Source organism: Granulicella mallensis MP5ACTX8, from assembly GCF_000178955.2.
GTDB classification, from domain to species: Bacteria; Acidobacteriota; Terriglobia; order Terriglobales; family Acidobacteriaceae; genus Granulicella; species Granulicella mallensis.
In genome coordinates this window covers 1646921-1671791 of the sequence record NC_016631.1, presented here as the reverse complement: position 1 = coordinate 1671791, position 24871 = coordinate 1646921, and the positions used below count along the sequence as shown (strand labels likewise).

General features: G+C 61.0%; 22 protein-coding genes. 13 read left to right on the top strand and 9 right to left on the bottom strand.

What is annotated here, in order from left to right; genetic code table 11:
* Positions 1–20: 20 nt before the first annotated feature.
* The 3 genes from coaBC to panB are packed head-to-tail and all read right to left on the bottom strand — an operon-like array spanning position 21 to position 3051.
* A complete protein-coding gene (coaBC, locus tag ACIX8_RS07115) occupies positions 21–1259 on the bottom strand; it encodes a bifunctional phosphopantothenoylcysteine decarboxylase/phosphopantothenate--cysteine ligase CoaBC (protein WP_014264658.1) in 1239 nt (412 codons plus the stop codon).
* On the bottom strand, positions 1252–2118 hold the full coding sequence (gene panC, locus ACIX8_RS07110) for a pantoate--beta-alanine ligase (protein ID WP_014264657.1): 867 nt from the start codon (positions 2116–2118) through the stop codon (positions 1252–1254). Before panC ends, coaBC begins: the two co-directional genes overlap by 8 nt.
* A 15-nt stretch (positions 2119–2133) precedes the next feature.
* Positions 2134–3051: a 3-methyl-2-oxobutanoate hydroxymethyltransferase gene (panB, locus tag ACIX8_RS07105; RefSeq protein WP_014264656.1), complete on the bottom strand. Its 918-nt coding sequence runs from the start codon at positions 3049–3051 to the stop codon at positions 2134–2136.
* Between the two features lie 146 nt (positions 3052–3197).
* On the opposite strand from panB, the gene ACIX8_RS07100 reads away from it, so the two are divergent.
* The 4 genes from ACIX8_RS07100 to ACIX8_RS07085 all read left to right on the top strand — a co-directional run bounded on the left by ACIX8_RS07100 (position 3198) and on the right by ACIX8_RS07085 (position 7908).
* Entirely contained in the window at positions 3198–4064 is an 867-nt protein-coding gene (locus ACIX8_RS07100) for a ChbG/HpnK family deacetylase (RefSeq protein WP_014264655.1), read from the top strand.
* A 172-nt stretch (positions 4065–4236) separates the two neighbouring features.
* Complete coding sequence (gene bshA / locus ACIX8_RS07095) at positions 4237–5382, top strand: N-acetyl-alpha-D-glucosaminyl L-malate synthase BshA (protein WP_014264654.1); 1146 nt, start codon at positions 4237–4239, stop codon at positions 5380–5382.
* A 385-nt stretch (positions 5383–5767) separates the two neighbouring features.
* Positions 5768–6667: a hypothetical protein gene (locus tag ACIX8_RS25450; RefSeq protein ID WP_014264653.1), complete on the top strand. Its 900-nt coding sequence runs from the start codon at positions 5768–5770 to the stop codon at positions 6665–6667.
* 152 nt (positions 6668–6819) lie between these two features.
* Positions 6820–7908 (top strand): IS30 family transposase, encoded by a 1089-nt coding sequence (locus ACIX8_RS07085; protein ID WP_014263695.1) that lies wholly within the window; start codon positions 6820–6822, stop codon positions 7906–7908.
* Positions 7909–7952: 44 nt separating this feature from the next.
* Here ACIX8_RS07085 and ACIX8_RS07080 read toward each other — a convergent pair whose 3' ends face one another.
* Positions 7953–10427: a serine/threonine-protein kinase gene (locus ACIX8_RS07080; RefSeq protein ID WP_014264652.1), complete on the bottom strand. Its 2475-nt coding sequence runs from the start codon at positions 10425–10427 to the stop codon at positions 7953–7955.
* 688 nt (positions 10428–11115) lie between these two features.
* Between ACIX8_RS07080 and ACIX8_RS07075 the strand changes: the two genes are divergently transcribed.
* The 4 genes from ACIX8_RS07075 to ACIX8_RS07060 all read left to right on the top strand — a co-directional run bounded on the left by ACIX8_RS07075 (position 11116) and on the right by ACIX8_RS07060 (position 14905).
* The gene (locus ACIX8_RS07075) at positions 11116–11562 is read left to right on the top strand and encodes a cupin domain-containing protein (RefSeq protein ID WP_150110515.1); all 447 of its coding nucleotides are present in this window, start codon (positions 11116–11118) and stop codon (positions 11560–11562) included.
* 318 nt (positions 11563–11880) lie between these two features.
* A complete protein-coding gene (locus ACIX8_RS07070) occupies positions 11881–12252 on the top strand; it encodes a response regulator (RefSeq protein ID WP_014264650.1) in 372 nt (123 codons plus the stop codon).
* 75 nt (positions 12253–12327) lie between these two features.
* Positions 12328–14436, top strand: coding sequence for a heme lyase CcmF/NrfE family subunit (locus ACIX8_RS07065; protein ID WP_014264649.1), 2109 nt, complete (start codon positions 12328–12330; stop codon positions 14434–14436).
* Complete coding sequence (locus ACIX8_RS07060) at positions 14429–14905, top strand: cytochrome c-type biogenesis protein CcmH (protein WP_014264648.1); 477 nt, start codon at positions 14429–14431, stop codon at positions 14903–14905. The genes ACIX8_RS07065 and ACIX8_RS07060 overlap by 8 nt, the downstream gene beginning before the upstream one ends.
* A 241-nt stretch (positions 14906–15146) precedes the next feature.
* Here the strand turns inward: ACIX8_RS07060 and ACIX8_RS07055 are convergent, their stop codons facing one another.
* Positions 15147–15899: a tetratricopeptide repeat protein gene (locus ACIX8_RS07055; RefSeq protein ID WP_150110514.1), complete on the bottom strand. Its 753-nt coding sequence runs from the start codon at positions 15897–15899 to the stop codon at positions 15147–15149.
* Between the two features lie 91 nt (positions 15900–15990).
* On the opposite strand from ACIX8_RS07055, the gene ACIX8_RS07050 reads away from it, so the two are divergent.
* The 4 genes from ACIX8_RS07050 to recR all read left to right on the top strand — a co-directional run bounded on the left by ACIX8_RS07050 (position 15991) and on the right by recR (position 19942).
* A complete protein-coding gene (locus ACIX8_RS07050; RefSeq protein WP_014264646.1) occupies positions 15991–16488 on the top strand; it encodes an SET domain-containing protein in 498 nt (165 codons plus the stop codon).
* A gap of 297 nt (positions 16489–16785) precedes the next feature.
* Positions 16786–18963 (top strand): DNA polymerase III subunit gamma/tau, encoded by a 2178-nt coding sequence (dnaX, locus tag ACIX8_RS07045; protein WP_044178036.1) that lies wholly within the window; start codon positions 16786–16788, stop codon positions 18961–18963.
* A 20-nt stretch (positions 18964–18983) separates the two neighbouring features.
* Positions 18984–19295, top strand: coding sequence for a YbaB/EbfC family nucleoid-associated protein (locus tag ACIX8_RS07040; protein WP_014264644.1), 312 nt, complete (start codon positions 18984–18986; stop codon positions 19293–19295).
* Positions 19296–19363: 68 nt separating this feature from the next.
* A complete protein-coding gene (gene recR, locus ACIX8_RS07035) occupies positions 19364–19942 on the top strand; it encodes a recombination mediator RecR (protein WP_150110513.1) in 579 nt (192 codons plus the stop codon).
* A 110-nt stretch (positions 19943–20052) separates the two neighbouring features.
* Here the strand turns inward: recR and ACIX8_RS07030 are convergent, their stop codons facing one another.
* Positions 20053–21141, bottom strand: a complete 1089-nt coding sequence (locus tag ACIX8_RS07030; RefSeq protein ID WP_014264642.1) for an IS30 family transposase — start codon at positions 21139–21141, stop codon at positions 20053–20055.
* A 264-nt stretch (positions 21142–21405) separates the two neighbouring features.
* Here ACIX8_RS07030 and ACIX8_RS07025 point away from each other — a divergent pair, with 264 nt between their 5' ends.
* Complete coding sequence (locus ACIX8_RS07025; protein WP_014264641.1) at positions 21406–22419, top strand: metallophosphoesterase; 1014 nt, start codon at positions 21406–21408, stop codon at positions 22417–22419.
* A gap of 39 nt (positions 22420–22458) precedes the next feature.
* Here the strand turns inward: ACIX8_RS07025 and ACIX8_RS07020 are convergent, their stop codons facing one another.
* Genes ACIX8_RS07020 through gpmI form a run of 3 tightly spaced genes read right to left on the bottom strand, consistent with a single transcriptional unit; the run spans position 22459 to position 24869 of the window.
* Entirely contained in the window at positions 22459–22950 is a 492-nt protein-coding gene (locus ACIX8_RS07020) for a DUF3368 domain-containing protein (RefSeq protein ID WP_014264640.1), read from the bottom strand.
* Positions 22947–23240, bottom strand: coding sequence for a UPF0175 family protein (locus ACIX8_RS07015; protein ID WP_014264639.1), 294 nt, complete (start codon positions 23238–23240; stop codon positions 22947–22949). The genes ACIX8_RS07020 and ACIX8_RS07015 overlap by 4 nt, the downstream gene beginning before the upstream one ends.
* Before the next feature lie 21 nt (positions 23241–23261).
* Entirely contained in the window at positions 23262–24869 is a 1608-nt protein-coding gene (gpmI, locus tag ACIX8_RS07010; protein ID WP_014264638.1) for a 2,3-bisphosphoglycerate-independent phosphoglycerate mutase, read from the bottom strand.
* Positions 24870–24871: the final 2 nt, after the last annotated feature.

The following is a 24871-nucleotide window of genomic DNA, read 5'->3' as shown; positions in this document are numbered from 1 at the left end:
TCACCGATGCTGCGCCTGGCTCAAACGCTCAGCGCTTCTCTCGCTTTTGTTCGGGGAACCAAAGCCCTCAGACGAAGCATCTCGTCCAGAATCCGCTCCGCAAGTTCCCTCTTAGATGACTCTGGGAGATCGATCGATTGCACCCTTGTTAACAGTGTCGCAGCATTCCGGTCAGAATCGAAGCCCAACCCCTCAACGGCCACGTCATTGACCACAATCGCATCTGCGCCCTTCCGCAACAGCTTCTCGCGAGCCCTCTCCAGATTCCGCCCCATCTCCGCCGCAAAGGCGATGACCAGCGTTCCCGGCCTCCGCGCCTCCACCACGCTGCGAACGATGTCGTCTGTAGGCTCCAGCTCCAGAGTGAGCGATCCCTTGCGCTCCAACTTCGTGGCAGCAGCCTGCTTCATGCGAAAGTCCGCAACCGCCGCCGCTTTGATCACAGCGGTAGCCTCCGGCAGATGCGCCAGAACAGCAGCCTGCATCTCCGCCGCCGTCGTGACCCGAACGACCTCACAACCCTCCGGCGTCGCAAGCGCAGTGGGAGCCGTCACGAGAATCACCCGCGCTCCTCGGCGCTGCGCGGCAGCAGCCAGTGCGTAGCCCATCTTGCCGCTGGAGCGGTTCCCGAGAAAGCGAACCGGATCGATAGGCTCACGTGTACCGCCTGCCGTAATCAGAACCGTCTCCGCCGCAAGATTGCGCTGCACCTGCAACTGTCCCAGCACCGACTCCACAATAGTTTCAATCTCCGGGAACCGGCCGCTGCCGGTCATGCCGCAGGCCAGATAGCCGCTCTCCGGCTCGACGATCCGGTGCCCACGCTGCTGCAACGCGAGCAGATTCGCCTGCGTAGCGGGATGATTCCACATATTCACGTTCATCGCCGGCGCAAAGACAACCGGAGCAGTCGTCGCAAGATACGTTGCCGAAAGAAAATCGTCAGCAAGCCCCTGGGCAAACTTCGCCATCGTATTCGCCGTGGCCGGAGCGATCAATAGCAAATCGGCCCACTGCGCCTGCGTAATATGCTCAATCGAAAACCCGGCCTTTTCGGCCTCCACCTTCGAATCCCACAGATCGGTAAACACCTTATGCGACGTCAGCGAAGCAAAGGTCAAAGGCCGCACAAACTCCTCGGCAGCCTTCGTCATCACGACGCGAACCTCCATGCCCTGCTTCTGCAAAGCGCGCACCAACTCCGCGGATTTATAGGCCGCAATACCGCCGCATACACCGAGCAGAATGTTCCTAGACATGCGTCACCGGCTCCAGCAGAACGTTGTCGATCAGGCGTGTCTTCCCGAACCACGCAGCAAGCGCGACCAACGCCCCGTTGCTTAGATCCTCAATGGGCTCCAGCGTGTCAGCATCGACGACTGCCGCATAATCAATGCGCAGCAGAGGCTCAGCAGTAAGTTTCTGCAGCATGGCTTCGCGCAACATCTGCGCATTGCTGCCCTTTTCTTTCGCCAGAGACTTCGCAGCCTGCAACGCATGGGAAAGAACAAGAGCTCGCTGTCGTTCCTCAGCAGAGAGATACCGATTCCTCGAACTCATGGCCAGGCCATCGTCCTCGCGAGCCGTTGTGCAGGCAATCAGCTCCACAGGAAAGTTCAGATCGCGCACCATGGCCCGCAGCACAGCCACCTGCGCCGCGTCCTTCTGTCCGAAGTAAGCCTTGTCGGGCCCGACGATATTGAATAGCTTGACAACCACCGTTGCTACGCCGCGAAAGTGGCCGGGCCGCGAAGCTCCATCCAGCCGGTCGCTAATCCCTGCGACCTCGACGAACGTAGTCGCACCAGGCCGGTACATCTCATCTACTGTGGGTGCAAAGAGAATTTCCACCCCGGCAGACTCCAGCTTGCGGCAATCCTCTTCAAACTCCCGGGGATAGATCTCGTAGTCCTCGCCCACACCGAACTGGCGCGGGTTAACAAAGATCGATGCCACCACAGCATCACATTCCGCACGCGCGGCAGCAACCAGCGAGAGATGTCCGACATGCAAAGCTCCCATCGTAGGAACAAAGCCAAGACCTCGCTCCTGTGCGGTGCTTCTCTTAAGCTCTCGGCACGCCTGCTGCATCTCGCTGATGGTGCGACAGATTCTCATCTCGATGCCTTGCCCCTACGCCTTACACAGATGCGGTTCTTCCGCATCCGATTCAGCCTGGACCTCGCGCGGCAACTGCACCTCACGCGGCAGGTGGTAGCTTTCGGCATCACTCGGAAAGGAGCGCCCGGCAACATCGTCGCGATACTGCTCGATGGCTCGCGAGAAAAACTCCGCTCCATCTGCATACCGGCGCGAGAACTTCGCAGGCGCCGAAAACGTCAGGTTGAACAGGTCATGAAACACCAGGATCTGCCCGTCGCAGTCAGGACCAGCACCGATACCGATCGTCGGCACTCCGCTCCTGGCGGTAATCACGGTAGCCAGCTCGCGAGGAATGCCCTCCAGCACAATGGCAATCGCACCCGCAGCTTCAAGCGCCTGGGCATCCGCACACAAAGCATCCATCGCCTCCGCAGACTTCCCCTGCACCCGATAACCACCCATGCGATGCACCGACTGCGGCGTCAGGCCGATATGGCCAACAACCAGAACCTCGGCATCCGCCAGACGCGCGATCAGATCGACATGCTTACGGCCACCCTCGATCTTTACCGCCTGCGCGCCCGCCTCTTTCACGAAGCGCACGGCGTTCCTGATTCCGTCCTCGACCGAAGCCTGGTACGAACCATAGGGCATGTCCGCCACCAGAAGCGCCCGCCGCACCCCGCGCGAGACGGCCCGTGTGTGATGCAGCATCTCTTCCATCGTGACCGGCAGAGTGTTCTCGTAACCCAGAACCGCCATGCCGACGGAGTCGCCGACGAGCACAAGGTCGATCCCCGCCTCATCGACAAGGCGTGCTGTAGGAAAGTCATACGCGGTTAACGCCGTAATCGGCTGGCCCGCACGTTTTTTCTGTAGGAGGACGTCAGCCGTAACTCTTGGCGTGGACGCCGATGCTCCGCGATCGCGAAGTTGGGTGAGACTCATAACTTTGTCTTCTCCAGTGCCGCTCCGCCTCATAGCAGATGCTGCCCGAATCAGACCTTAGTATAGCGTGTAAGGTCATTGTTTGTTTCCGCCGTCATCCTGAGACGACAAAGAACAAACAGCATCAAACTCATTCAAATCCTTTTATGCCCACCCGCCTCATCATCAACGCAGACGACTTCGGCCTCACCCGCGGAATCAACCGCTCCATCCTCGAGCTCCATCAGGCAGGCGTGCTCACCTCCGCCACCCTCATGGCCAACGGCCCGGCCTTCGACGACGCCATCGCCATCGCCCACGCAAACCCCACACTCGGCGTCGGCTGCCACGTGGTCCTCACCGACGGCATTCCCCTCTCTCCCCCACAGAGCATCCCCACCCTGCTCGGCCCCGATGGCAAAAGCTTCCGCCCCACGCTCTCCAGCTTTCTCAGCGCCGCCCTACGAGGCAGGATCAACAGCGACGAGATCGCGCGCGAGGCCCAGGCGCAGATCCAACGCATCCGGCAGGCGGGCCTCCAGGTCACGCACCTCGACACCCACAAACACACCCACATGCTCCCCAGCGTCGCCCGCCCTCTGCTCAGTGTCGCCGAACAAAACGGCATCGGCGCCGTCCGCAACCCCTTTGAAGAGCCCTGGAGCCTGGCCATCGGCAAGGGCGGCTGGATACGCGGCCTTCAGGTCCGGCTGCTCCATTCCCTTCGCAAACGCTTCGAAGCTCTGCCGCAGATTCGTTCCGGCAGTATCCTTACGACGAACGGCACCATCGGCATCTCGGCAACGGGCCGTCTCGACTCCTCAACCCTGCGCGCCATGCTGGACGCCATGCCCGAAGGACACTGGGAGCTCGTCTGCCACCCCGGCTACAACGACCGCGACCTTGACGCCGTCACTACAAGGCTCCGCGTCACAAGAGAGGTCGAGCGCACAGCCCTGCTGGAATCTTCCCTGCATCTTTCAGGCCTCGAACTCATCCACTATGGGAAGCTGAAACCCATTAATGCGGAGTAACCACGAACGCTAACCTTCACCACGGCAGCCGTAGCAAAACTTGGCTCTTCTCTTCGCGACCTTTGCGTCAAGGCTTCTCGTTCGCACCGGCCCAGAGACTTAACTACCCTGCCATACGTACCGTTCCAAGATGTACCGTTCCAAGATATCTGCGGAGAAGCGCGAGCCCCCTATGAAGATCGGTATCACCTGTTACCCCACCTACGGCGGCTCCGGCGTCGTTGCCACGGAACTGGGCATCGAACTCGCAGCACGCGGGCATGAGATCCACTTCATCACCTACTCGCAGCCCTTCCGCCTCACCGGCCGCGAGGCCAACATTCACTATCACGAGGTCCCGGTCTCGAACTACCCGCTGTTCGAGTTCCCCCCCTACGATCTCGCTCTCGCCACCCGCATGGCCGAGGTCGCGGAGCTTCATTCGCTCGACCTCCTGCACGTCCACTACGCCATTCCGCACAGCGTCAGCGCCCTGCTCGCTCGCCAGATGCTCGCCGCGCGCGGCCTCCATCTCCCCTTCATCACGACCCTTCACGGCACCGACATCACCCTCGTCGGCCTCGACCGCTCGTACCTTCCCATCACCCGCTTCGGCATCGAAGAGTCCGACGGCGTCACCGCCATCTCCAGCTATCTGCGCGATCGCACCTACGAGGCCTTCGGCATCAAGCGCGATATCGAAGTGATCCGCAACTTCGTCAACTGCGACTTCTACACCCGCGATCCCGAACTCGTAGCCAAACAGCGCCCTCGCTTCGCCACCCCCGACGAGCGCATCCTCGTCCACCTCTCCAACTTTCGCCCCGTCAAGCGCGTGCTCGACGTCGTCGAAGTCTTCGCCCGCATCGCGCCCAAGGTCCCGTCGCGCCTGCTCCTCATCGGCGACGGCCCCGAGCGCTCCGCCGCCGAGTTCCTCGCCCGGCGTCACGGCATCACCAACCGCGTCGAGTTTCTCGGCAAGCAGGAGAACGTCAACGAACTCCTCGGACTCGCCGACCTCATGCTGATGCCGAGCGAGATGGAGTCCTTCGGCCTCGCCGCGCTGGAGGCGATGGCCTGCTGCGTTCCCGCCATCGCAACCCGTGTGGGCGGTGTGCCGGAGCTCATCGAAGACGGGAACAACGGCTTGCTCTACGAAGTTGGCGACATCGACGGCATGGCCGCCGGCGCACTCTCACTCCTCACGGACTCCACGCGCCTCGAAGCCATGTCCCTCGCCGCCCGCCGCACCGCACAGGACAAGTTCTGCGCCTCACGCATCATCCCCCACTACGAGGAGTACTACGAGCGCGTGATCGCTACGGGGCCACGCAAGTAGTTGTCGTTGCCTTTGTTTTTCTGGTTGTCATTCCCGCAGGGAATCTGCTGTTGCTTTTGCCTTTCTGGTTGTCATTCCGACCCTGAGCGTAGCCGAAGGGGAGCGAACCTGCTTCCTACCGTTCTTCGTTCGTAGTTCCCAGAACGCACGCAGACCACAACCGAAAACCACAGATTGCATTGCCACATAACATTTGTGGAGACACAACCAAAAAACGGGAGACAACAGGTTCACTCGCTCCGCTCGGAATGACAACCAGAAAAACAACAACAAACACCCCGTGTTAACCCGCCGGATGCCTTCGCAGCACGATTCCCACCAAAGCCACTCCTACCGCTTTATCCTCTAAACAAGCGCCTTTGCGCCTTACGCGAGGACCGGCCCTATGAAGCTCACGATTCCCAGTCTCACCGCTGCTGCCTCCCTCCTGCTCGCAGCGCCTCTGTTTGCTCAGAGCTCGGGAGTTTCGCACCCCGAAGATCTCAACGACTCCATCTCGGCGACCACCCAGGCTCCGCCCCAGCACTATCAAAAGCCCTCCGCAGGCATCCCTGTCGACAATGCGTCCGCACCCGCTCCGGTCCTGCATGATCGTTCGTATGTCCCTCCCACCTCCAATTCAGATCAACGCTCTGTAGAAACCGCGCAGATCGTTCGCCGCGAAGCACCTTTGACCGTAACCGATGACATCAACAGCGGCGTCGTCATCGACGTTCCAACGAATGCCCATGAGCTGCCCGAAGGCACCCTATTCCGCACAGTCCTCGACAGCGAAATCTCGACTCAGACCACTGCTCGCGGCGCTGCCTTCCACACCCAGCTCACCCAGAACATCGAGCACCGTGGCCGAGTCATCATCCCTGCCGGCTCCATCCTCAGCGGCCGCGTCAGCAATCTTCACGAAGGCCGCCGCATCAGCGGTTCCGCGGCCATTCATCTGCAGCCTGAGTTCGTAACGCTGCCTGACGGCGTGACCTATCGTCTGGATGCCCAGGTCGTGGACCTCGCGCACATTCGCAACTCGCACGTCTCCGGAGAAGGCACCATCGTCGGCAACGACCACAGCAAAGGCACATTAACCACCCTCGGCCTCACCACAGGCGCAGCCGCAGTAACGGGCGCAGTAGTCGGCGGTGGAGTAGGCGCGGTCGTTGGCGCCGGCATCGGCGCGGGTGTAGGCACAGTCTGGTGGCTGAAGCATGAGAACCAGGAGACCCTGCACGCAGGCACGGAGATCATCTTCAGCCTCACGCAGCCCATGCCTCTCGAACCCGCCAACCGCTAGTTACAACTCATAACAAATCAAACGGCCCCATCAGGGGCCGTTTTTGCTGTTGCTGTTGCCTTTCTAGTTGTCATTCCGAGGCGCAGCCGAGGAACCTGCTTGGATTCAAACTCGAAGTGCAACATTTTCTTTTCTAAGGAGGAAGATGTTGCATGGGTCGAACGTACAAGCAGTTTTCTATGGAGGAGCGCTGTCTTCTGCAGACGCAGTTATCGATGGGTTGGAGGCCGGCGGCGATAGCCGCCGGCCTCCAACGGGCGCGGTCCACGGTCACCCGGGAGATGGGTCGTAATGGCTGGCACGTTGCGCAGCCTAGTCCGAAGGGCGGTCGCCGGTTTATCGCCGGAGGCTATTCTGCGGTGACGGCAGATCGACGTGCCCGAAGGTTGCAGCGCATGCCGCGGGTTGCGCGCAAACTGGTTCCAGGCACCCTCGTGTGGGACCTTGTCGTGGCCGAGCTTGGCCGGGGCTTGAGTCCGGAGCAGGTTGGGTTCACACTCAGGCGTATGCCCGATCCGGTGCGTCTGTCGCACGAGACCATCTACACCGCGCTCTACGCCATGCCACGGGGAGAACTCCGCGCCCGCGTGATGACGATGCTGCGCCGCCGCCGGATGAGCCGCAGATCGCGCTCCAAGGCCGCTGTGGACCCCAACCGCCGTCACTTCATCGACCCCATCAAGCTCATCGACCAGCGGCCCGAGGAGGTGGGGCTTCGCCTGGTCCCGGGACACTGGGAAGGAGACCTGATCAAGGGCAGACTCAACCAGTCCCGCGTCGGAGTGCTGGTGGAGCGAACCACGCTATTCCTCGCCCTGGTCAAGCTCGAAGACGGCTCGGCAAAGACCTGCGCGGAAGGCTTCGCCCGCATCCTCAACCGCTTCGCCTCCCAGATGCGCCGTTCCATGACCTACGATCAGGGACGAGAGATGGCCCAGCACAAGTGGCTGGAACAGCAGACTGGCATCGAGGTCTACTTCGCCCATCCCCACTCGCCATGGGAGCGCGGCATCAACGAAAACACCAACGGCCTGCTCCGACAGTTCCTGCCCAAGGGACAAGACCTCGGTCACTTCTCACAACAGCAGCTCGACGATATCGCCATGCTCATGAATGCTCGCATCCGAAAATCACTCGGAAAACGAGCTCCAGCTGAACTCTTCCTCCCAGAAGGAGCCTTCGACTTCGTTGAGTTCTGGCAAAATCCTGGTATGTTCACAAATGTTGCACTTGGGGCTTGAATCCAAGCTGCTTCCTCCCGCTCTTCGCTCATACCCGCCCAGCCCTACCGCATCACCTGCGACAACAACCGCTTCCAGTTCTTCTGATTTCTCCGATAACTTTTCTTCAAATCCTCCAGCGCGCGCTGAAAATCCCCATGATCGCTCATCCCGCGCCATGCCGGATTCTTGCTGAACCACGGATAGTTCTCATTCCCCAGGTAGATCGCGCGACGCAGCCAGTGCAGGGCTTCGGACTCATCCCCTTCCACCGCGAAATAAGTCGCCAGCCTGTAAGCCATCTCACTGTCGGCCTCAGCCGCAGCCAGCGTCTCTTCCAAAATGAACTCCGCCGCCTTATGCCGGTCACCGAGCTGCACGTAGCACATCGCAATCGTCGGAAACACGATGCGCAGCGTCGCATCATCGCGAATGACACCCTCCAGCGTATCCACCGCTCGCGACAACTGTCCTTCACGCATCTGCTGATATCCCAGCGAGATCCGCAGCAACGGCTGCCTCGGTTCCAGCGTGAGCCCCTTCTCGATCTCATCCGCCGCCAGCTCCAACTGGTTCTGGTACTGATAAACCCTGGCGCGATGGTTGTAGATCATCGCCGCATTCGACGGGTTCAGCCGCAGAGAGGTATTGAACTGGTCCAACGCCTCTTCATACATGCCGTCGATGCGCAGCGTCATGCCCGCAACAAGATGGACGTTCCAGTCGTTGTCAGCCTGCTGCAACAGATGCTCGATGCCGTGCCGGGCGCTCTCTTTTTCACCGCGCGAGAGCAGCATGTAAACGCGATACAGATTTGCCTCAACCGATCCCGAATCCAGCTCCAACGCACGGTCGAAGGCACGCCGTGCCTCCAGTACATGCATCTGTCCGCCCAGGCCATGCCGCGCATACTGCAGGTGCGTAATCCCCAGACCTGACCACCCCGGCGCATAAGCCGCATCCTGCACGACGACGCGGGCAAACAGCTCCCGTGCCCGATCCAGTTCCTCGCGGTTTCCGGTCCTCGACATGAACGAGGACAACAGCGCGCGTGCCTGCAGGTACTCCTCCGAGACGTTGCCTCCCAGCGCATCCCTGCGCTGCGGCTCGCCCATGCCTCCTTGCAGATCTCCAAATCCATGCAGCTCGCCAAAGACCTCGTCGCAGATCTCCGTCTGCACCGAGATCAGATCGAAGCTCTGCACGCTGATCGCGCCGCCCGTCCGAACGCTCTGCCCCTCAACGTCCAGCAGCTGCCAGTTCAAATCGAAACCGCTCTCCGAGCGCAGAAAGCTGCCTGCCAGAACGTAGTTCACCATCAGCTTGCGCCCCACGCTGAGCGGGTCCAGCTGCTGCGTCGGTACATTCATCAAGGCGCTCGAAGGCCGCACTACCAGCGCCGGAACCTTGGCCAGACGCGCCGCCAGCGCATCGGCCAGCGCGTAGCCGTAGAACGGCGTCGCAGCCGTCGTGCCAAGATTCACGAACGGCAGAACAACAATGCTCGTTCCCTTGTTCGTCGTGCTGGTGACGCTCTCGCGAAAGCGCTCCGCCAGCATCGAGAGAATGCCCGTCGTACGCTTCTCTTCCTCGGGCGTCTCCATGTCGAGACGCTGCTGCGCCGGCATGTTGATCGCGCCCTCGCCCGGCATGACAACCGAGTCGAGCTGCAGCGTCTTCACGATCGTCTTCAGACTCTCGCGCACCTCGGCAGCCGAAGCATAGCGCTCCGACGGCTGTTTCGCGAGGCAGCGCAGAATCACGCTCTCCAGCTCCACCGAGAGGTCCGGAACGATCTCGCGCAGCGGCGGCGGCTCCGCGAACTGGATCGCGCGAATGCTCTGCAACTCCTGCCCATCGGGCCGGTGAAACGGATGCCGTCCGCTGACCATCTCGTAGAGAATCAACCCCAGCGCGAAGATGTCACTCTGGATGCTGCTCTGCCCGGTCACAAACTGCTCCGGGGCCATGTACGCGATCGTTCCGCCGCGCGCCGTATAGGTCTGTCCGGCCAAAGCGGCCGATTGCATCTGCGCCGGACCGGCAGGGTCGAAGTCCACGTTCTCACGCTTCAACTGCCGGGCCAGCCCGAAGTCGAGGATCTTAATCAGACCGCCATCGGTCAGCATGACGTTGGCCGGCTTCAGGTCACGGTGAAAGATTCCGAGATTGTGCGCCGCGGCCAGACCGTCGGAGATCTGCATGCCGCTTGAAAGCACGAGCTGCGCGCTGGCCGGCCCCTCTTCAATCACCTTGTCCAGCGACTTGCCCGGAATGTATTGCATGACGATGTAGGCTTCGTCATCCGCCTCGCCGACCTCATAGATCGCGCAGACGTTCGGATGATCGATCGCCGAGGCCAGCCGCGCCTCGCGCATCTGGATCGTACGCATCTGCTCAGGCGTCTGCGAACCGCGCTTGAGCAGCTTCAAGACCACCGGGCGTTGCAGCAGCGTGTCGTTGGCCAGGAACACAACGCCGCTACCGCCCGCGCCGATCTTGCGTATGAACTCATATTGCTTGATAACGCGGCGCTTCATAGCTGCATTATCAAGCATTTTGGAAATAATTCGTGTGGAAGAATTACGCTGGGGTTCCTGTGGTTATATCCTCTGCTAACTGATGATGGAGTGCCAATGCTAATTACCGCAGGCCCCGAACAAGCCACCTTCATTGCAGAACAGCCACGTGAAACAAGTCACATTTCGTTAGGGGACGGCCCACGTTTCGTTTATGGCACGGGTTCACCCGTGCCATAAAAGCTCATTCCGGCACGCGGCTTTAGCCGCTGAGGGAACGCGCTACAGCGCGCCACAAACCTATTTGGTTACCGGTTGGATTACGTACTTGCACCAAACCAAGCCCCAAAGGGGCGTCCCATCACAGCCCAGGGTGAAACCCTGGGTTAGAGTGCGAGGAAAAGATAGAGCCCTGAAGGGGCGACCTATCGCGGCCACTCGGGATAGATCGCCCTTTCAGGGTCTAACCGCCTCCTACCCCTGTAACTCAGGGTTTCACCCTGGGCTTTGATAGCTCCGCCCCTTCGGGGCTCAACCTTGTACCGGGTCTCTATGCTGTGTCGTCCCACGCCGTCACCCATCCCTGTGGAGAACCCCAACCCCTTAAATGACAGATAAAAGACAACTTTCACTGACACAGCTTGCTAGCCTTGCCTAAAGATTAGGCACTTTTGTGCTGGGTCCCATCTCACAAACAGGCAGGTTTACTTTGACGAATCAAGAGAATGCAGTCAACATCGACGAAGCAAAATGGTTGACGGCAAGACCGGGAGAGCGTTTCTGCGTCCGAGTACCTGCAGCCGCTACCGATGGCGCTTACTCCATCGTGGAGATCGTTGCCGATCCCGGCGACAGCACCCCGCTCCACGTTCATGAGAAGGAAGACGAGTACCTTCTCGTCCTGGAAGGCTCAGCCCGGGTCGTTCTGGGCGAGCAGACGATCGAGGCTACGGCAGGTCAGACCGTAGAGATGAAGCGCGGCATCCCGCACGCCTGGGGTAATCCCAGCGATAAACCGGTCCGGCTGCTCTTTACGGCCACGCCGGGTGGCTGCGAAGAGGCCCTGGTCATCATCGCCCAGGGCGGCGAGATCGACCTTCCGGCCCTGGCTGCACGGTTCCGTGTCACCCATCTGGGACCTCCGATTCTCGGTTAATTCCGCCTTTTACATGCGCTGAGGATGATCTTCGGCGCCGGTCAGATCACGACCTGGCGCCGAAGATCATGCGCCCCATCGCTGCGACCGCCCGGTACGTAGCTTCCAAACTTGTAGCCGCCTCCATCTGGCTCGTTTGATCCCCTCTAAAGACCCCATCCCCCTTCCCCAACATTTCATCTTTTGCTTATACGAAAAATCTCAGACAGCCTTTATTCTGAATTCTGCATCCACTTCAACAAGCCGCGGATTCCGCTGGCAGCCGGCCCGCAGGTATCGAAGATGCTCGGTACACACAAAACCTGGACTAAGGAATGCATGCCCGCAACCATTTTGCTCATCGACGATAACGCCGTTCAGGCAGCGACACGACAGACGATCCTCAAACGAGCCGGTTATTTTGTCATTGCTGTTCTCAACCCCGAACGCGCCCTCGAGCAGTTCCGCAGCGAAGAGTTCCCCTCCCCGATCGACCTCATCCTCACCGACCACATCATGCCCTGCATGAACGGCAACGAGTTTGTCCGCAAACTGCGCGAGTTCCAGCCGAAGATTCCGGTCCTGGTCATCAGCGGCATGGTGGAGGCCGAAGAGGAGTACGCTGGCCTCGGAATCCACTTCCGCCTCAAGCCCCTGCTGCCCGATAATCTGCTCGCCAGCGTCCATCGGCTGGTCACAAACACCGAATAGCGCACGGGACTTCGCTTCTCTCCGCCTTCTCCGCCTGAAGTTTGAGAGAATAGTGAGCGAAGGATACCCTCGCGAATGCCTCATCCTATGCCGTCCTTTGGCAGCTTTTCACTGCTCCTGGCCCTGGTGCTCTGCACCTATACGCTCCTGTCAGGAGCGTTTTCGCTCTGTGCCATCTCTACCGGGCGGCAGCTTGCCGTCTCCCCCGAGAACCTGCGCGAAACCTCGCGCCGGGCCGGCATCGCCAGCTTCATCGCCGTCTCCTGTGCGGCCTTCGCGCTCATCTGGGCGGCCTTCACCAACGACTACTCCGTCGATTACATCCTGCACCACACCAACCGCGCGCTGGCCTCCGCCTATAAATTCTCCGCGCTCTGGTCCGGACAGGAAGGCTCCCTGCTGCTCTGGGCCTGGCTGCTCGCCGCCTACGGCTTCGTCCTGCGCCTGCGCCACAAGGTCGACATCACGCTCAGCGCCTATGCCTCGACCATCCTCGCCGCCGTTCAGGTCTTCTTTCTCCTGCTGCTGGTCTTCGCCGCTCCGCCGTTCGCCATCGTGCCCGGTGGCGTAGCCCCCGCCGACGGCTTCGGTCTCAATCCCCTCCTCCAGTACCCCGAGATGGTCATCCACCCACCGATGCTCTACCTCGGCTACGTCGGCTTCTCCGTACCCTTCGCCTTCGCCCTGGGCGCGCTGATGATGCGCTACCCCGGCGAAAAGTGGATCCACATCACCCGCCGCTGGACGATGGTCACCTGGCTCTTCCTCACCTGCGGCATCTGCCTCGGCATGCACTGGGCCTACGCCGTGCTCGGCTGGGGCGGCTACTGGGGCTGGGACCCCGTCGAAAACGCCAGCTTCCTTCCCTGGCTCACCGGCACCGCCTTCCTGCACTCCGTCATGATGCAGGAAAAGCGCGGCATGATGAAGGTCTGGAACGTCTGGCTCATCTTCACGACCTTCCTGCTTACCATCCTCGGAACGCTGCTCACACGCTCCGGAATCGTCAGCTCCGTGCACGCGTTCGCCCAGAGTTCCATCGGCTCCTGGTTCACGACCTTCATGATCGTGGTCTTCATCGTGTGCCTGTTTACGTTCCTCTATCAGCGCAACCACCTTCAGGCCGAGAACAAGCTCGAATCGCTGGTCTCCCGCGAATCCAGCTTCCTGTTCAACAACCTGATCCTGCTCGCCGCCTGCTTCACCGTCCTCTGGGGCACGTTGTTCCCCGTTCTGAGCGAGTTCGTACAGGGCTCCAAGGTCACCATGGGACCGCCGTTCTTCAACCGCGTCGCCGTTCCCGTCGGCCTGGCGCTGATCTTCCTTACCGGCATTGGTCCCCTGCTGTCGTGGCGGTCCACGTCGCTGCGGTCCATCCGCCGCAACTTCATCCTGCCCTGCATCGCCGTCCTCGCCACAGCCATCGTGCTGATGGCCTGCGGCGTTCGCCCCTGGAAGGATGACGACGCTACCGCCGGCATCTACGCCCTGGTCTGCTTCGCCCTGGGCGCGGGTGTCATCACCGCCATCTTCTCCGAGTTCCTGCGCGGCGCGGGCGTCATCCGCACCCAGACCAGCCAGAATCTTGCGACATCCGCCATCACGCTCGTCCGCCGCAACACACGCCGTTACGGTGGCTACCTGATCCACTTCGGCGTGGTGGTCATGTTCATCGGCCTTGCGGGCTCCGCCTTCAACCAGAGCAAAGAACTCGAGATGGGCTTCGGCGATTCCATCCAGCTCAATGGCTACAAGATCGTCTGCCAGAGCTACTCGCAGGACTCCAACGCCAACTACGACACCGACTTCGCCCTGCTCGACGTCTACCACGGCAATAAGAAGATCACGCAGCTCACGCCTGAGCGCCGCTTCTATACCGCCAGCCAGCAGACCTCGACCATCGTCGCGATCCATTCCACGCTGGCCCGCGACCTCTACGTGGTCTTCATGGGCCGCAACCCCGAAACCGACCGCCCCATCATCAAGGTCTTCCTGAACCCGCTGGTGAACTGGATCTGGATCGGCGTTGGCGTGATCATCTTCGGCACCTTCATCGCACTGGTTCCTCCCCTGAAACCCGGCACCCGCCGCGTTGAAGTTACAGTCAACTCGCCTCTCGAACCTCATAACTCGCCACTCAAAGCACCCCCTGCCTTCGCCGCCGAAGGAGGCCCCCATGTCTAAACGATTCCTCCAGATTGCACTCGTCTGCATCCTCTCTGTCACCATGCTCGGCGCAGGCAAGCCCAATGCCAGTTTCGACAAGATCGGTCACAAGCTCATGTGCCAGTGCAGCTGCGGACAGATTTTGCTGGAGTGCAACCACGTCGGCTGCCCTGTCTCCGGCCCGATGATCGACGAGCTGCACGCCCAGATCGCCACCGGCCTGCCAGAAGCGGGAGTCCTTAACTGGTTCATCGGGAAGTACGGCCCGATCGTGCTCGCCGAACCCATTCGTGGGGGCTTCGACGACGTGGCCTGGATCGTTCCCTGCGTCATCTTCGTGCTGGCAACACTGGGCGTCGTCCTGCTCATCCGAATGTGGCATCGCCGCCACGCTCAACTGCAGCCAGCCATCCCTGCATCGATGCCCAATACTACGACCGACACCATGCGCGACCGCATCAGGCACGACACGGACTTCGATAGTTAGCGGGTAGAGTCAGCAATGACAAGAGCGGAGGTCAGCCTCCGCTCTTGTCATTGCTGTTGCCTGGTTTTCGTCGTCATCCTGAGCCGTAGGCGAAGGACCCCCGCATTGGTGCCACCACAGACGCACCGTACTCACCACAGGCGTTCTGTACGATCTCGTGGGTTTCACCTATGCATCGTCACCACCACGAATGCCGTCATCCTTCAGCTACGCTTCAGGATGACGGCGAAAAACAAAGCACCTACGACCCCGACATCTCTTTTAAAGCCTCTTGCGACGCCTTCTTCTGCTTCGGGATCGGGTCCAGTTCAAGGCAACGCTTGTACTCCTTGACAGCCTCGTCGAGCTTGCCCAGCTTCCGCGCGAACTCGGCCAGCGAGAAGTGCGTGTTCGGATCGTCATCTGCAAGCGACACCGCATCCTTCGACCGCAGATACGCCCCACGATAGTTCCCGTCATCTGCGTAGAACTGCGCCACCTTCAGGTCTTCGTCCACACGCTCCGTAGGCGTCTGCTTCGGGACGTCCGGCAGCTTTCTGCGCGGCCTCTTCGGCTCCGGCGGAGGATCATCCGCCAGCGGAGACTTATCATCCGGATCCGGCCCAAGCCCATTCAAATCGCTCGAACTGCTGGAACTGCTCGAACTGGAACTACTGGAGCTACCAGAATCATTTGGCTTGTTCGAACTGCCGGAGCTGCCCGCATCCTTCAGCCCTCCGGCGTTCGGCAGCGGGGTATTGGGATTATCCGCACTGGGCGTCGTCTCTCCCGGATAGGGAAACTGCTGGGCTGCGCTGGGCGGAGGCGTCGCCGGTGCCGGTGTTGTTGGCGTCGTGCACTTCGGATCGGTGACCGGATTCCCTTGCGCGTCTTTCGTGGTGCAGTTGGTCTGCGGAGGCTGCGCGGGCTGCGGATTCTGCGCCCAAACCATCGAACCGACGGTCAGCGCTCCAATCGCCAGTCCCAACCGAACAGTTGTCCTCTTTCCGCTCATACCCCTATTAGACGACATTCCCGGCCTCACGATAACCTCCCCTCCTCGCAAAAATGCTTTCATCACCCCAAGCCTTGCTATACTCCGGCCAATGCCGCGCACGAAAACCAACACCTCCCCTCGCCTCCTGATCCGCTCCTCCTCCATCCACGCCGCAGGCTGCTACACGCTCGATCCGATCCCCAACGGCCGCCGCGTCATCGAGTACGACGGCCCCCGCCTCTCCAAAGAACTCGCCGACGAGCGCTACGCCGACCGTATCGTCACCTATCTCTTCGGCTTCGGCGAAGACGGAACCGTCATTGACGGCTTTGGGACGGCCATGTTCCTCAACCACTCCTGCGCCCCCAACTGCGAAACCGAGGAAACCGGCGGCCGCGTCTTCATCCGCGCCATTCGCGACATCGCTGCCGGAGAAGAGCTGGTCTACGAGTACAACCTCTACGACTCCGACGAGACCGACACCGCCGATTGTTACTGCAGCGCCCCGCACTGCCGCGGCACCATGTACTCCGATGACGAGCTACAGCGCAGAGCCAAGCTGGCAGCACGAAAGAAAGCAAAGAAAACAGGAACGGCAAAAACATAGGTCTCAGCCTCGTTCTTGTCGTTGTTCTTGCTCTTGCCTTTCTGGCTTGTCATTCCCGCAGGGAATCTGCTGTTGCTTTTGCACTTGCTTTTCTGGTTGTCATTCCGAGCGCAGCGAGCGAACCTGCTTCCTCCCGTTTTTCGCTCGCGCCCCCAATCCACATCGGCCAAAACCCGACGGTACCGTGGCGCTACCAGCAAACAGCAGGTTCCCTGCGGGAATGACAACCAGAAAAGCAACAACTCCCGCTCTGCCCTCGAAACCCACACCCCCGGACGATACAATCAAACTCGCCCGATGGCCTATCAAGTTCTAGCCCGCAAATACCGCCCCCAGCGCTTCAGCGATGTCGTTGGGCAGGACCACGTCACCCGCACGCTGCTCAACGCGCTCGCGCAGAGTCGCATCGCCCACGGCTACATCTTCTCCGGCCACCGCGGCATCGGCAAGACGACCATCGCGCGCATCCTGGCCTCCGCGCTCAACTGCCGCACCGCCATCGGCTCCCCCGAGCGTCCCACGCCCGAGCCCTGCGAGACCTGTGAGAGCTGCCTCGAGATCCGCCTGGGCAACGCCGTTGACGTCATCGAAATCGACGCCGCCACCAACCGCGGAATCGACGAGATCCGCGAGCTGCGCGACGCCGCCCGCTACCGCCCCTCCCGCGACAAGTACAAGATCTACATCCTCGACGAGGCGCACCAGATCACCGATGCCGCCTTCAACGCCCTCCTGAAGACGCTCGAAGAGCCACCCGACCACATCGTCTTCATGATGGCGACCACCCAGCCCGAGGACATCCCGCAGACCATCCGCTCGCGCTGCCAGCACTTCAGCTTTCACGCCGTTAAGCTCGACGACATCGTCGGCCAGCTCACTGCGATCTCGAAGCACGAGAACATCGTCGTCGACGAGGCCACCCTCTCCCTGCTCGCCGAAGCCGGCGACGGGTCCATGCGCGACGCGCTCTCCATCATGGACCAGGCCATCGCCAGCGCACCGCTCGTCGATGGCCGCCCCGCGCTCGAGCTCGGGCAGGTGCGCGAGCTCATGGGCTCAGTCTCGAACGTCGTCTATGAGGACGTTCTGCAGGCCGTCCACGCCAACTCCAGCGCCGACGTGCTCGCCATCGTCAACCGCCTGCTCGACGCTGGCAACGGCGCGCCGCAGCTCGCGCGCCAGTTCGTGCGCTACATCCGCAACTGCATCGTCGCGAAGATCACCAACCTGGCCCCCGGAGCCGACGCCACCGGCGTCGCCGCCGACCTGCTGCAGATCTCCCCCGAAGAGCGCCACCGTGCCGCCCGCACCGCCGCCCTCTTCACCGAAGAAGAACTCTCGCGCTTCCTCGCGATCATGCTCCGCACCTTCGACGAACTCGGCTACCGCCAGGAACAGCGCTTCCACCTAGAGCTGGGCCTGCTGAAGCTGGTCCACGTCCAGCGCCTCATCCCGATCGAAGACCTGCTCAGCCAGCTCGGCGCCCCGGCCAAAAACACAGGCCCCACAGGTTCCGGCACTCCTTCTACCCCAAGGCCCACAACGCCTTCCACCCCTTCGGCCTCAGCCTCATCCCCTTCCAGAATGAGCGCGACGGCAAGTGCGCCGATGAGCGCGGCAGTGCCCTCCCCGGCGGCCCCCAGTTCCCCGTCCGTTCCCTCTGCGACGATGGACGCCTTCGCCCCGAAGCTAAGCTCCGCTCCGGTTCCAACACCGGCCACAGCCGCGCCCTCCTTCACCTCTTCTTCCCCCTTCGAAACCGAACGCACGCGGAAGGTCCCAACCCCCTCGGCACCGACGCCCACCCCCACGGTCAGCACCTCGACCGCAGGCTCCCTCGCTCTGGCCGATCGCCCCGCGCCCTCATCACCCCCCGAAACCTTCGCCCCAGCACCGAACCCGCGTCCGCACCTCGTGCCCTCGCCCGAAGCGACTCCCGTTGCTCCTATGGCTCCCGTTGCAGTCGCAACGCCCCCTACCCCGGTAGCGCCACCCTCTGTTGCTGTAGTCACACCTGCTCCCGTTGCGCCGCCCGCTCCTACCCCGGAACCCGTCGCCACTTCCACCCCTGCTGTGGGAGGCCTTGACCTCGCAGCCCTCCAGCAGGCCTTCGTCACGGCACTGGCCGGAACCAAGGGTCAGCAGTCGGCCTCCGAGCAGGTAGAAGACGCGCACCTCTCGCTGAACGGCGAGACCCTCGAGCTCCACACCACGCTCTCCGCAATGATGCTGCCCATCGCGCTCAACGCGGAGTGCGACCGCATCATGAAGACCGTGATGCGCGCGCAGAACGCCGGCACGCTGAAATTGAAGTTCGTTCCCGGGACGCCTTCCAGCGCCCCCGCCAAGAAGGCCCGTCCGGCTGCCGAGGGCAGCGCCGCCGATCTCGCCGCGAAGCATCCTATCGTGCAGCAGGCACAGAACCTCTTCTCCGCTGAGATCAGCAGGGTCATCGACCTCCGCGGCAAAGACTAGTCACCGAAAGGCACACACGCATGGATCTCGGCCAGATACAGCAGATGCTCTCCCAGGCACAGACGATGAAGTCGCAGATGGACGAGCGTCTCGCCGAAACCATCGTTGAAGCCACCTCCGGCGGCGGTGCCGTCACCGTCCGCATGAACGGCAAAAAAGAGCTTCTGAAACTCACCATCGCCCCTTCTGCCGCCAGCGCCGCCGAAGGCGACATCACCATGCTCGAAGACCTCATCCTCGCCGCCGTCAACGAGGCCTCACGCAAGGCCGACGCCGCAGCCGAATCCAACGCCGCAGGCATGCTGGGCGGCCTAGGCCTCCCCGGCTTCTAAGCTCTTCTCTACGCTCTACCCTCTATCCTCTACACTCTGTTCTTATGGCTACCCGTTTCGCCGAGCCCATGGCCCGGCTCATCGACGAACTCCGCAAGCTGCCCGGCGTCGGCACCAAGACCGCGCAGCGCTACGCCTTCCACATCCTGCGTTCGTCCGACTCCGACGCCACCACGCTCGCCGACTCCATCCGCGCCCTCAAGCAGCATCTGCACCTCTGCTCCATCTGCAACAACATCACCGACGTCGACCCCTGCGCCTACTGCACCAGCCCCGCGCGCAACACGCACCTGATCTGCGTCGTCGAAGAGCCCACCAACATCAACGCCATCGAAAAGACCCGCACCTACACCGGCGTCTACCATGTGCTCCACGGCACACTCTCGCCGGTCAACGGCGTCGGCCCCGAACAGCTTCGCCTGCGCAACCTCTGGCCGCGCCTGGCCGAAGCGGAAGAGTTGATCCTCGCCACCAGCCCAACGGTCGAAGGCGAAGCCACGGCACGCTATCTGCTCGACGACATCCGCAAGACCCACCCCACCCTGCATATCAGCCGCATCGCCACCGGCGTCCCCGCCGGCAGCGACATTGAGTACGCCGATGAAGTCACGATGACCCGCGCCCTCGAAGGCCGACGCGACCTATAAGCTCTTGCTTCTGCTTTTCTTGTTGTCATTCCCGAAGGAAATCTGTTTTTGCTGTTGCAGTTGTTTTTCTGGCTTGTCATTCCGAGCGCAGCGAGCGAACCTGCTTGGATTCAAGCTCCAAGTGCAACATTTGTGAACTTACCAGGATTTTGCCAGAACTCTACGAAGTTGAAGGCTCCTTCTGGGAGGAAGAGTTCTGCTGGGGCGCGTTTTCCGAGTGATTTTCGGATGCGTGCATTGAAGAGCATGGCGATATCGTCGAGCTGCTGTTGTGAGAAGTGACCGAGGTCTTGTCCCTTGGGCAGGAACTGGCGGAGCAGGCCGTTGGTGTTTTCGTTGATGCCGCGCTCCCATGGCGAGTGGGGATGGGCGAAGTAGACCTCGATGCCAGTCTGCTGTTCCAGCCACTTGTGCTGGGCCATCTCTCGTCCCTGATCGTAGGTCATGGAACGGCGCATCTGGGAGGCGAAGCGGTTGAGGATGCGGGCGAAGCCTTCCGCGCAGGTCTTTGCCGAGCCGTCTTCGAGCTTGACCAGGGCGAGGAATAGCGTGGTTCGCTCCACCAGCACTCCGACGCGGGACTGGTTGAGTCTGCCCTTGATCAGGTCTCCTTCCCAGTGTCCCGGGACCAGGCGAAGCCCCACCTCCTCGGGCCGCTGGTCGATGAGCTTGATGGGGTCGATGAAGTGACGGCGGTTGGGGTCCACAGCGGCCTTGGAGCGCGATCTGCGGCTCATCCGGCGGCGGCGCAGCATCGTCATCACGCGGGCGCGGAGTTCTCCCCGTGGCATGGCGTAGAGCGCGGTGTAGATGGTCTCGTGCGACAGACGCACCGGATCGGGCATACGCCTGAGTGTGAACCCAACCTGCTCCGGACTCAAGCCCCGGCCAAGCTCGGCCACGACAAGGTCCCACACGAGGGTGCCTGGAACCAGTTTGCGCGCAACCCGCGGCATGCGCTGCAACCTTCGGGCACGTCGATCTGCCGTCACCGCAGAATAGCCTCCGGCGATAAACCGGCGACCGCCCTTCGGACTAGGCTGCGCAACGTGCCAGCCATTACGACCCATCTCCCGGGTGACCGTGGACCGCGCCCGTTGGAGGCCGGCGGCTATCGCCGCCGGCCTCCAACCCATCGATAACTGCGTCTGCAGAAGACAGCGCTCCTCCATAGAAAACTGCTTGTACGTTCGACCCATGCAACATCTTCCTCCTTAGAAAAGAAAATGTTGCACTTCGAGTTTGAATCCAAGCAGGTTCCTCCCGTTCTTCGCTCGTATCGCCTCGTATCTACAGGCCAAAACCAAAGGTGGCAAAACAAGCAGACAGCAGATTCCCTACCGGAATGACAACAAGAAAAGCAACTGCGGATGAAGAATCCGTTAAACCTCCTCTACGCCCCCACACAAACCCCATCTTTTACACAACCCAATCCGTAACCTTGCATCAGGAGTCTTCCCTTGGTGAACCCCGCAAATAGCCCCCTCAACCGCCGCGAATTCCTCCGGCAAAGCTTCGCCTTCAGCGCCCTCGCAGCCGGCCTTGGCACCCACCCCGCCTTCGCCCTCTCCCCCGACAACAGCGCCAAACACATCCTGATGGTCGGCGATTGGGGCTGGGAGGGTGACTACAGCGACCAGACCCGCGTAGCCGCCGCCATGGTCAAATATGCACAAACGCACTCCCTGCAGACCGAAGCCCTCTTCATGCTCGGCGACAGCTGGTACGGCCCGCTACCTGGCGGAGCCGACGATCCCCGCTGGAAGACCCAGTTCGAGGACATGTATCCCAAGAGCGCGTTCGACTGTCCGGCCTACTCCGTGATGGGCAACCACGACTACCAGAAGATGCCGCTCAGCAAGGTAGACGCGGAGCTCGCCTACGCCCGCAAGGGCAACACCCGCTGGACGCAGCCGTCACTCTGGTACACCTTCGACCTGACCCACGCTGGCAATCCCCTGATCAAGGTCATAGCGCTCGACAGCAACATGCCCATGGGACACTTTCTCCACGGCGCTGACTTCACACTCACCCACGAGCAGCAGGCCGAGCAACTCGCGTGGTTTAAGTCCGAGCTGGAGAAGCCAAGCAAGGCTCCCTTCCTCGTCGTTATCGGGCATCACCCCATCTTCTCGAACGGTCCGCACGGTGACCACAAGGTGCTCATCCAGGACTGGGAGCCGCTGCTGCGCAAACATCGCGCGCATCTCTACCTGGCCGGACACGACCACGATCTGCAGCACCTCGAGTTCGAAGGGCACCCGACATCGTTCGTCTCATCGGGCGCAGGCGGAGCGGACCTGTACGACCTTAAAATCGCTGAAGCCAAACGCGGCCCCTACGCCCACAAGATCCACGGCTTCACGCACCTCGAAGCCACCCCCGACAAACTAACCCTGCGGCATATCGACGCAGATGGCCACGTTCTACATAGCTTCGCGAAGTCACGAGACGGTGCGATAACACTGCTGGGTTGAAGAACCCACCCCGGACCGCTCGCTAGAAGGCCTGGCTGATTAAGCTTTCTTCAATCGCGAAGTGTCTTCTTCGAGCAGAGACCGAATCAATTCGGGAGCTACATAGAAACTCGTCTTTTGTAGTTCTGAGAGCGCCTCAGGAAGGTTCAGTAGACCGGCACGAGCGGCATTACGCAGCACCCCTAATGTTCCAATCACCGACAGCTTCCGCCTCTGCGCCTCTCCACGTGCAAGCGTCTCATCAACGATCATGCGATCTGCTCCAAGCTGTTCAGCCAGGGCAATCGCTTCACGTTCTCCACGATCAAGAAAATCAAGAGAAGCATCAGGTGCTTGCAACAAAACCCGTGTTTCCAGCCAATCTGGGGCTCGTGCGATCCAGAAACGAACCTGCTCGGGAGTATTGGCGTCCTGCAACTCTTCCCAGACGGTCGGCGGAATCAGAACACGACCATAGAAATAGGGCAGGATTTCAATATGCCCGATCAGCACGAGATAGTTGATTGGCGAAGTGTCAGCAACAACGATCATGCTGCGCGATGATTACCGATCTTAACCTTGTCTTCAAGCTGCCGGGACGTCTCACGATCCTGCTCCAGATCAGCCATCGAATAATGGAGAGGAACACCATGTTCCTTTAGGAAAGCATGGACTTGCATACGCGAGGAAAAACCAAGCATCTGTCTCACTTGACCTTCGGAAAGTCGCAAAGAACGGTATCCTTCAAGCGCCAATGCCTCGATGGCGGCCTTTGACAAGTCAGCGTACTCCGCCGCGAGAAGGTGCGCTACATCATCCGGAATCTGGAGTTCGAGATTCATCTGCGGTTCCTCCTCACTATTCTAGCTCGGCACCACCCGCAGATCCCCACCCGTCATCTGCTTCGGCAACTCCAGATCCATCAACGAAAGAATCGTCGGCGAGATATCCCGCAGCGACCCACCCTCCCTCACGCCAATCTTCTTCCCCTGATCGGTCACAAGAATAAACGGCACAGGATTCGTCGTATGCGCCGTATGAGGGCCGCCGGTCACAGGATCAACTAGCATCTCCGCGTTGCCGTGATCGGCGGTAATGATCCACGACGCCCCATGCGCACGCACCGCATCATAGATCCGCCCCAGGCAGGCATCGACTACCTCGACCGCCTTCACAGTCGGCTCGATCTTGCCCGAGTGCCCGACCATGTCCGCATTCGCAAAGTTCACGATGATCACGTCGAAGGCGGTGTCCGTAATCGACCGCACCACCACATCCGCAATCCCGTTCGCCGACATCTCCGGAGCCAGGTCATACGTCGCCACCTTCTGCGACTGCACCAGCTCACGCTCTTCTCCCGGAAACGGCTTCTCGATCCCGCCGTTGAAGAAGTACGTCACGTGCGCATACTTCTCCGTCTCGGCCACGCGCAGGTTGCGCAGACTATGCACCCCCATCACGTTCGCCAGCAGGTTATCCATGCTCTCCGGCGGAATCACCATCGGCAGAGAAAACTTAGGATCGTACTGGGTCATCGTCAGGTAGTGCAGATCGCGCGGCACGCTCTCCAGCGGAATCTCCGCATCGAGCTCCGCCGCCTTCGGAAGGCTCATCCCACGGTCCGCGGTAATGCCGCTGTTTCGCGCAAGCACCCGTGTAATCTGCCGCACCCGATCCGCGCGGTAGTTGAAGCAGATCACGGCATCGTGGTCCGCGATACGCCCAATCGGCGCGCCGTGCTCGTCGATGCACACGAACGGCTCGATGAACTCATCGGTAACGCCGTTGTTGTAGCTCTCGCGCACCCGTTCGACGGCGTCATAATACGCGCCACCCTCAGCCTGCGCCGTCACCATCGCGCGAAACGCCTTGGCTTCCTTCTCCCAGCGAAGATCGCGGTCCATCGCAAAGTAGCGTCCGCTCACGCTGGCCAGCCTGCCCACACCGTACTCTGCAAACTTCTGCTGTAACTCCTCGAGATAACCCACACCGCTGGTCGGCATCGTGTCGCGGCCATCCATGAAGGCATGCACATACACGCGTTCAAGCTTGTGCATCGCAGCCAACCGCAGCAGCGCGTGCAGATGACGCTGCTGCGAGTGCACACCACCATCCGATACCAGGCCGATCAGGTGCAGAGCACGGCCCTCTTCAACGGCGTGCCGTATGGCTTTTAACAAAGCCGGATCTTCAAAGAAATCGCCATTCGCAATCGCCGCGTCGATACGCGAGATATCCATGCGCACAACGCGTCCCGCCCCGAGGTTGAGATGCCCAACCTCGGAGTTCCCCATCTGCCCATCCGGCAGCCCAACGAAGTTCTCGCTCGCGCGAATCAGCGTATTCGGATACTCGCGCAGCAGACGGTCATACGTCGGCTTGCGGGCCAGAGCAATGGCGTTGGCGTTCGTCTCGGCACGGTAACCCCAGCCGTCCAAAATGGTCAGGATGACCGGTCCGTTCTTTCGCATCA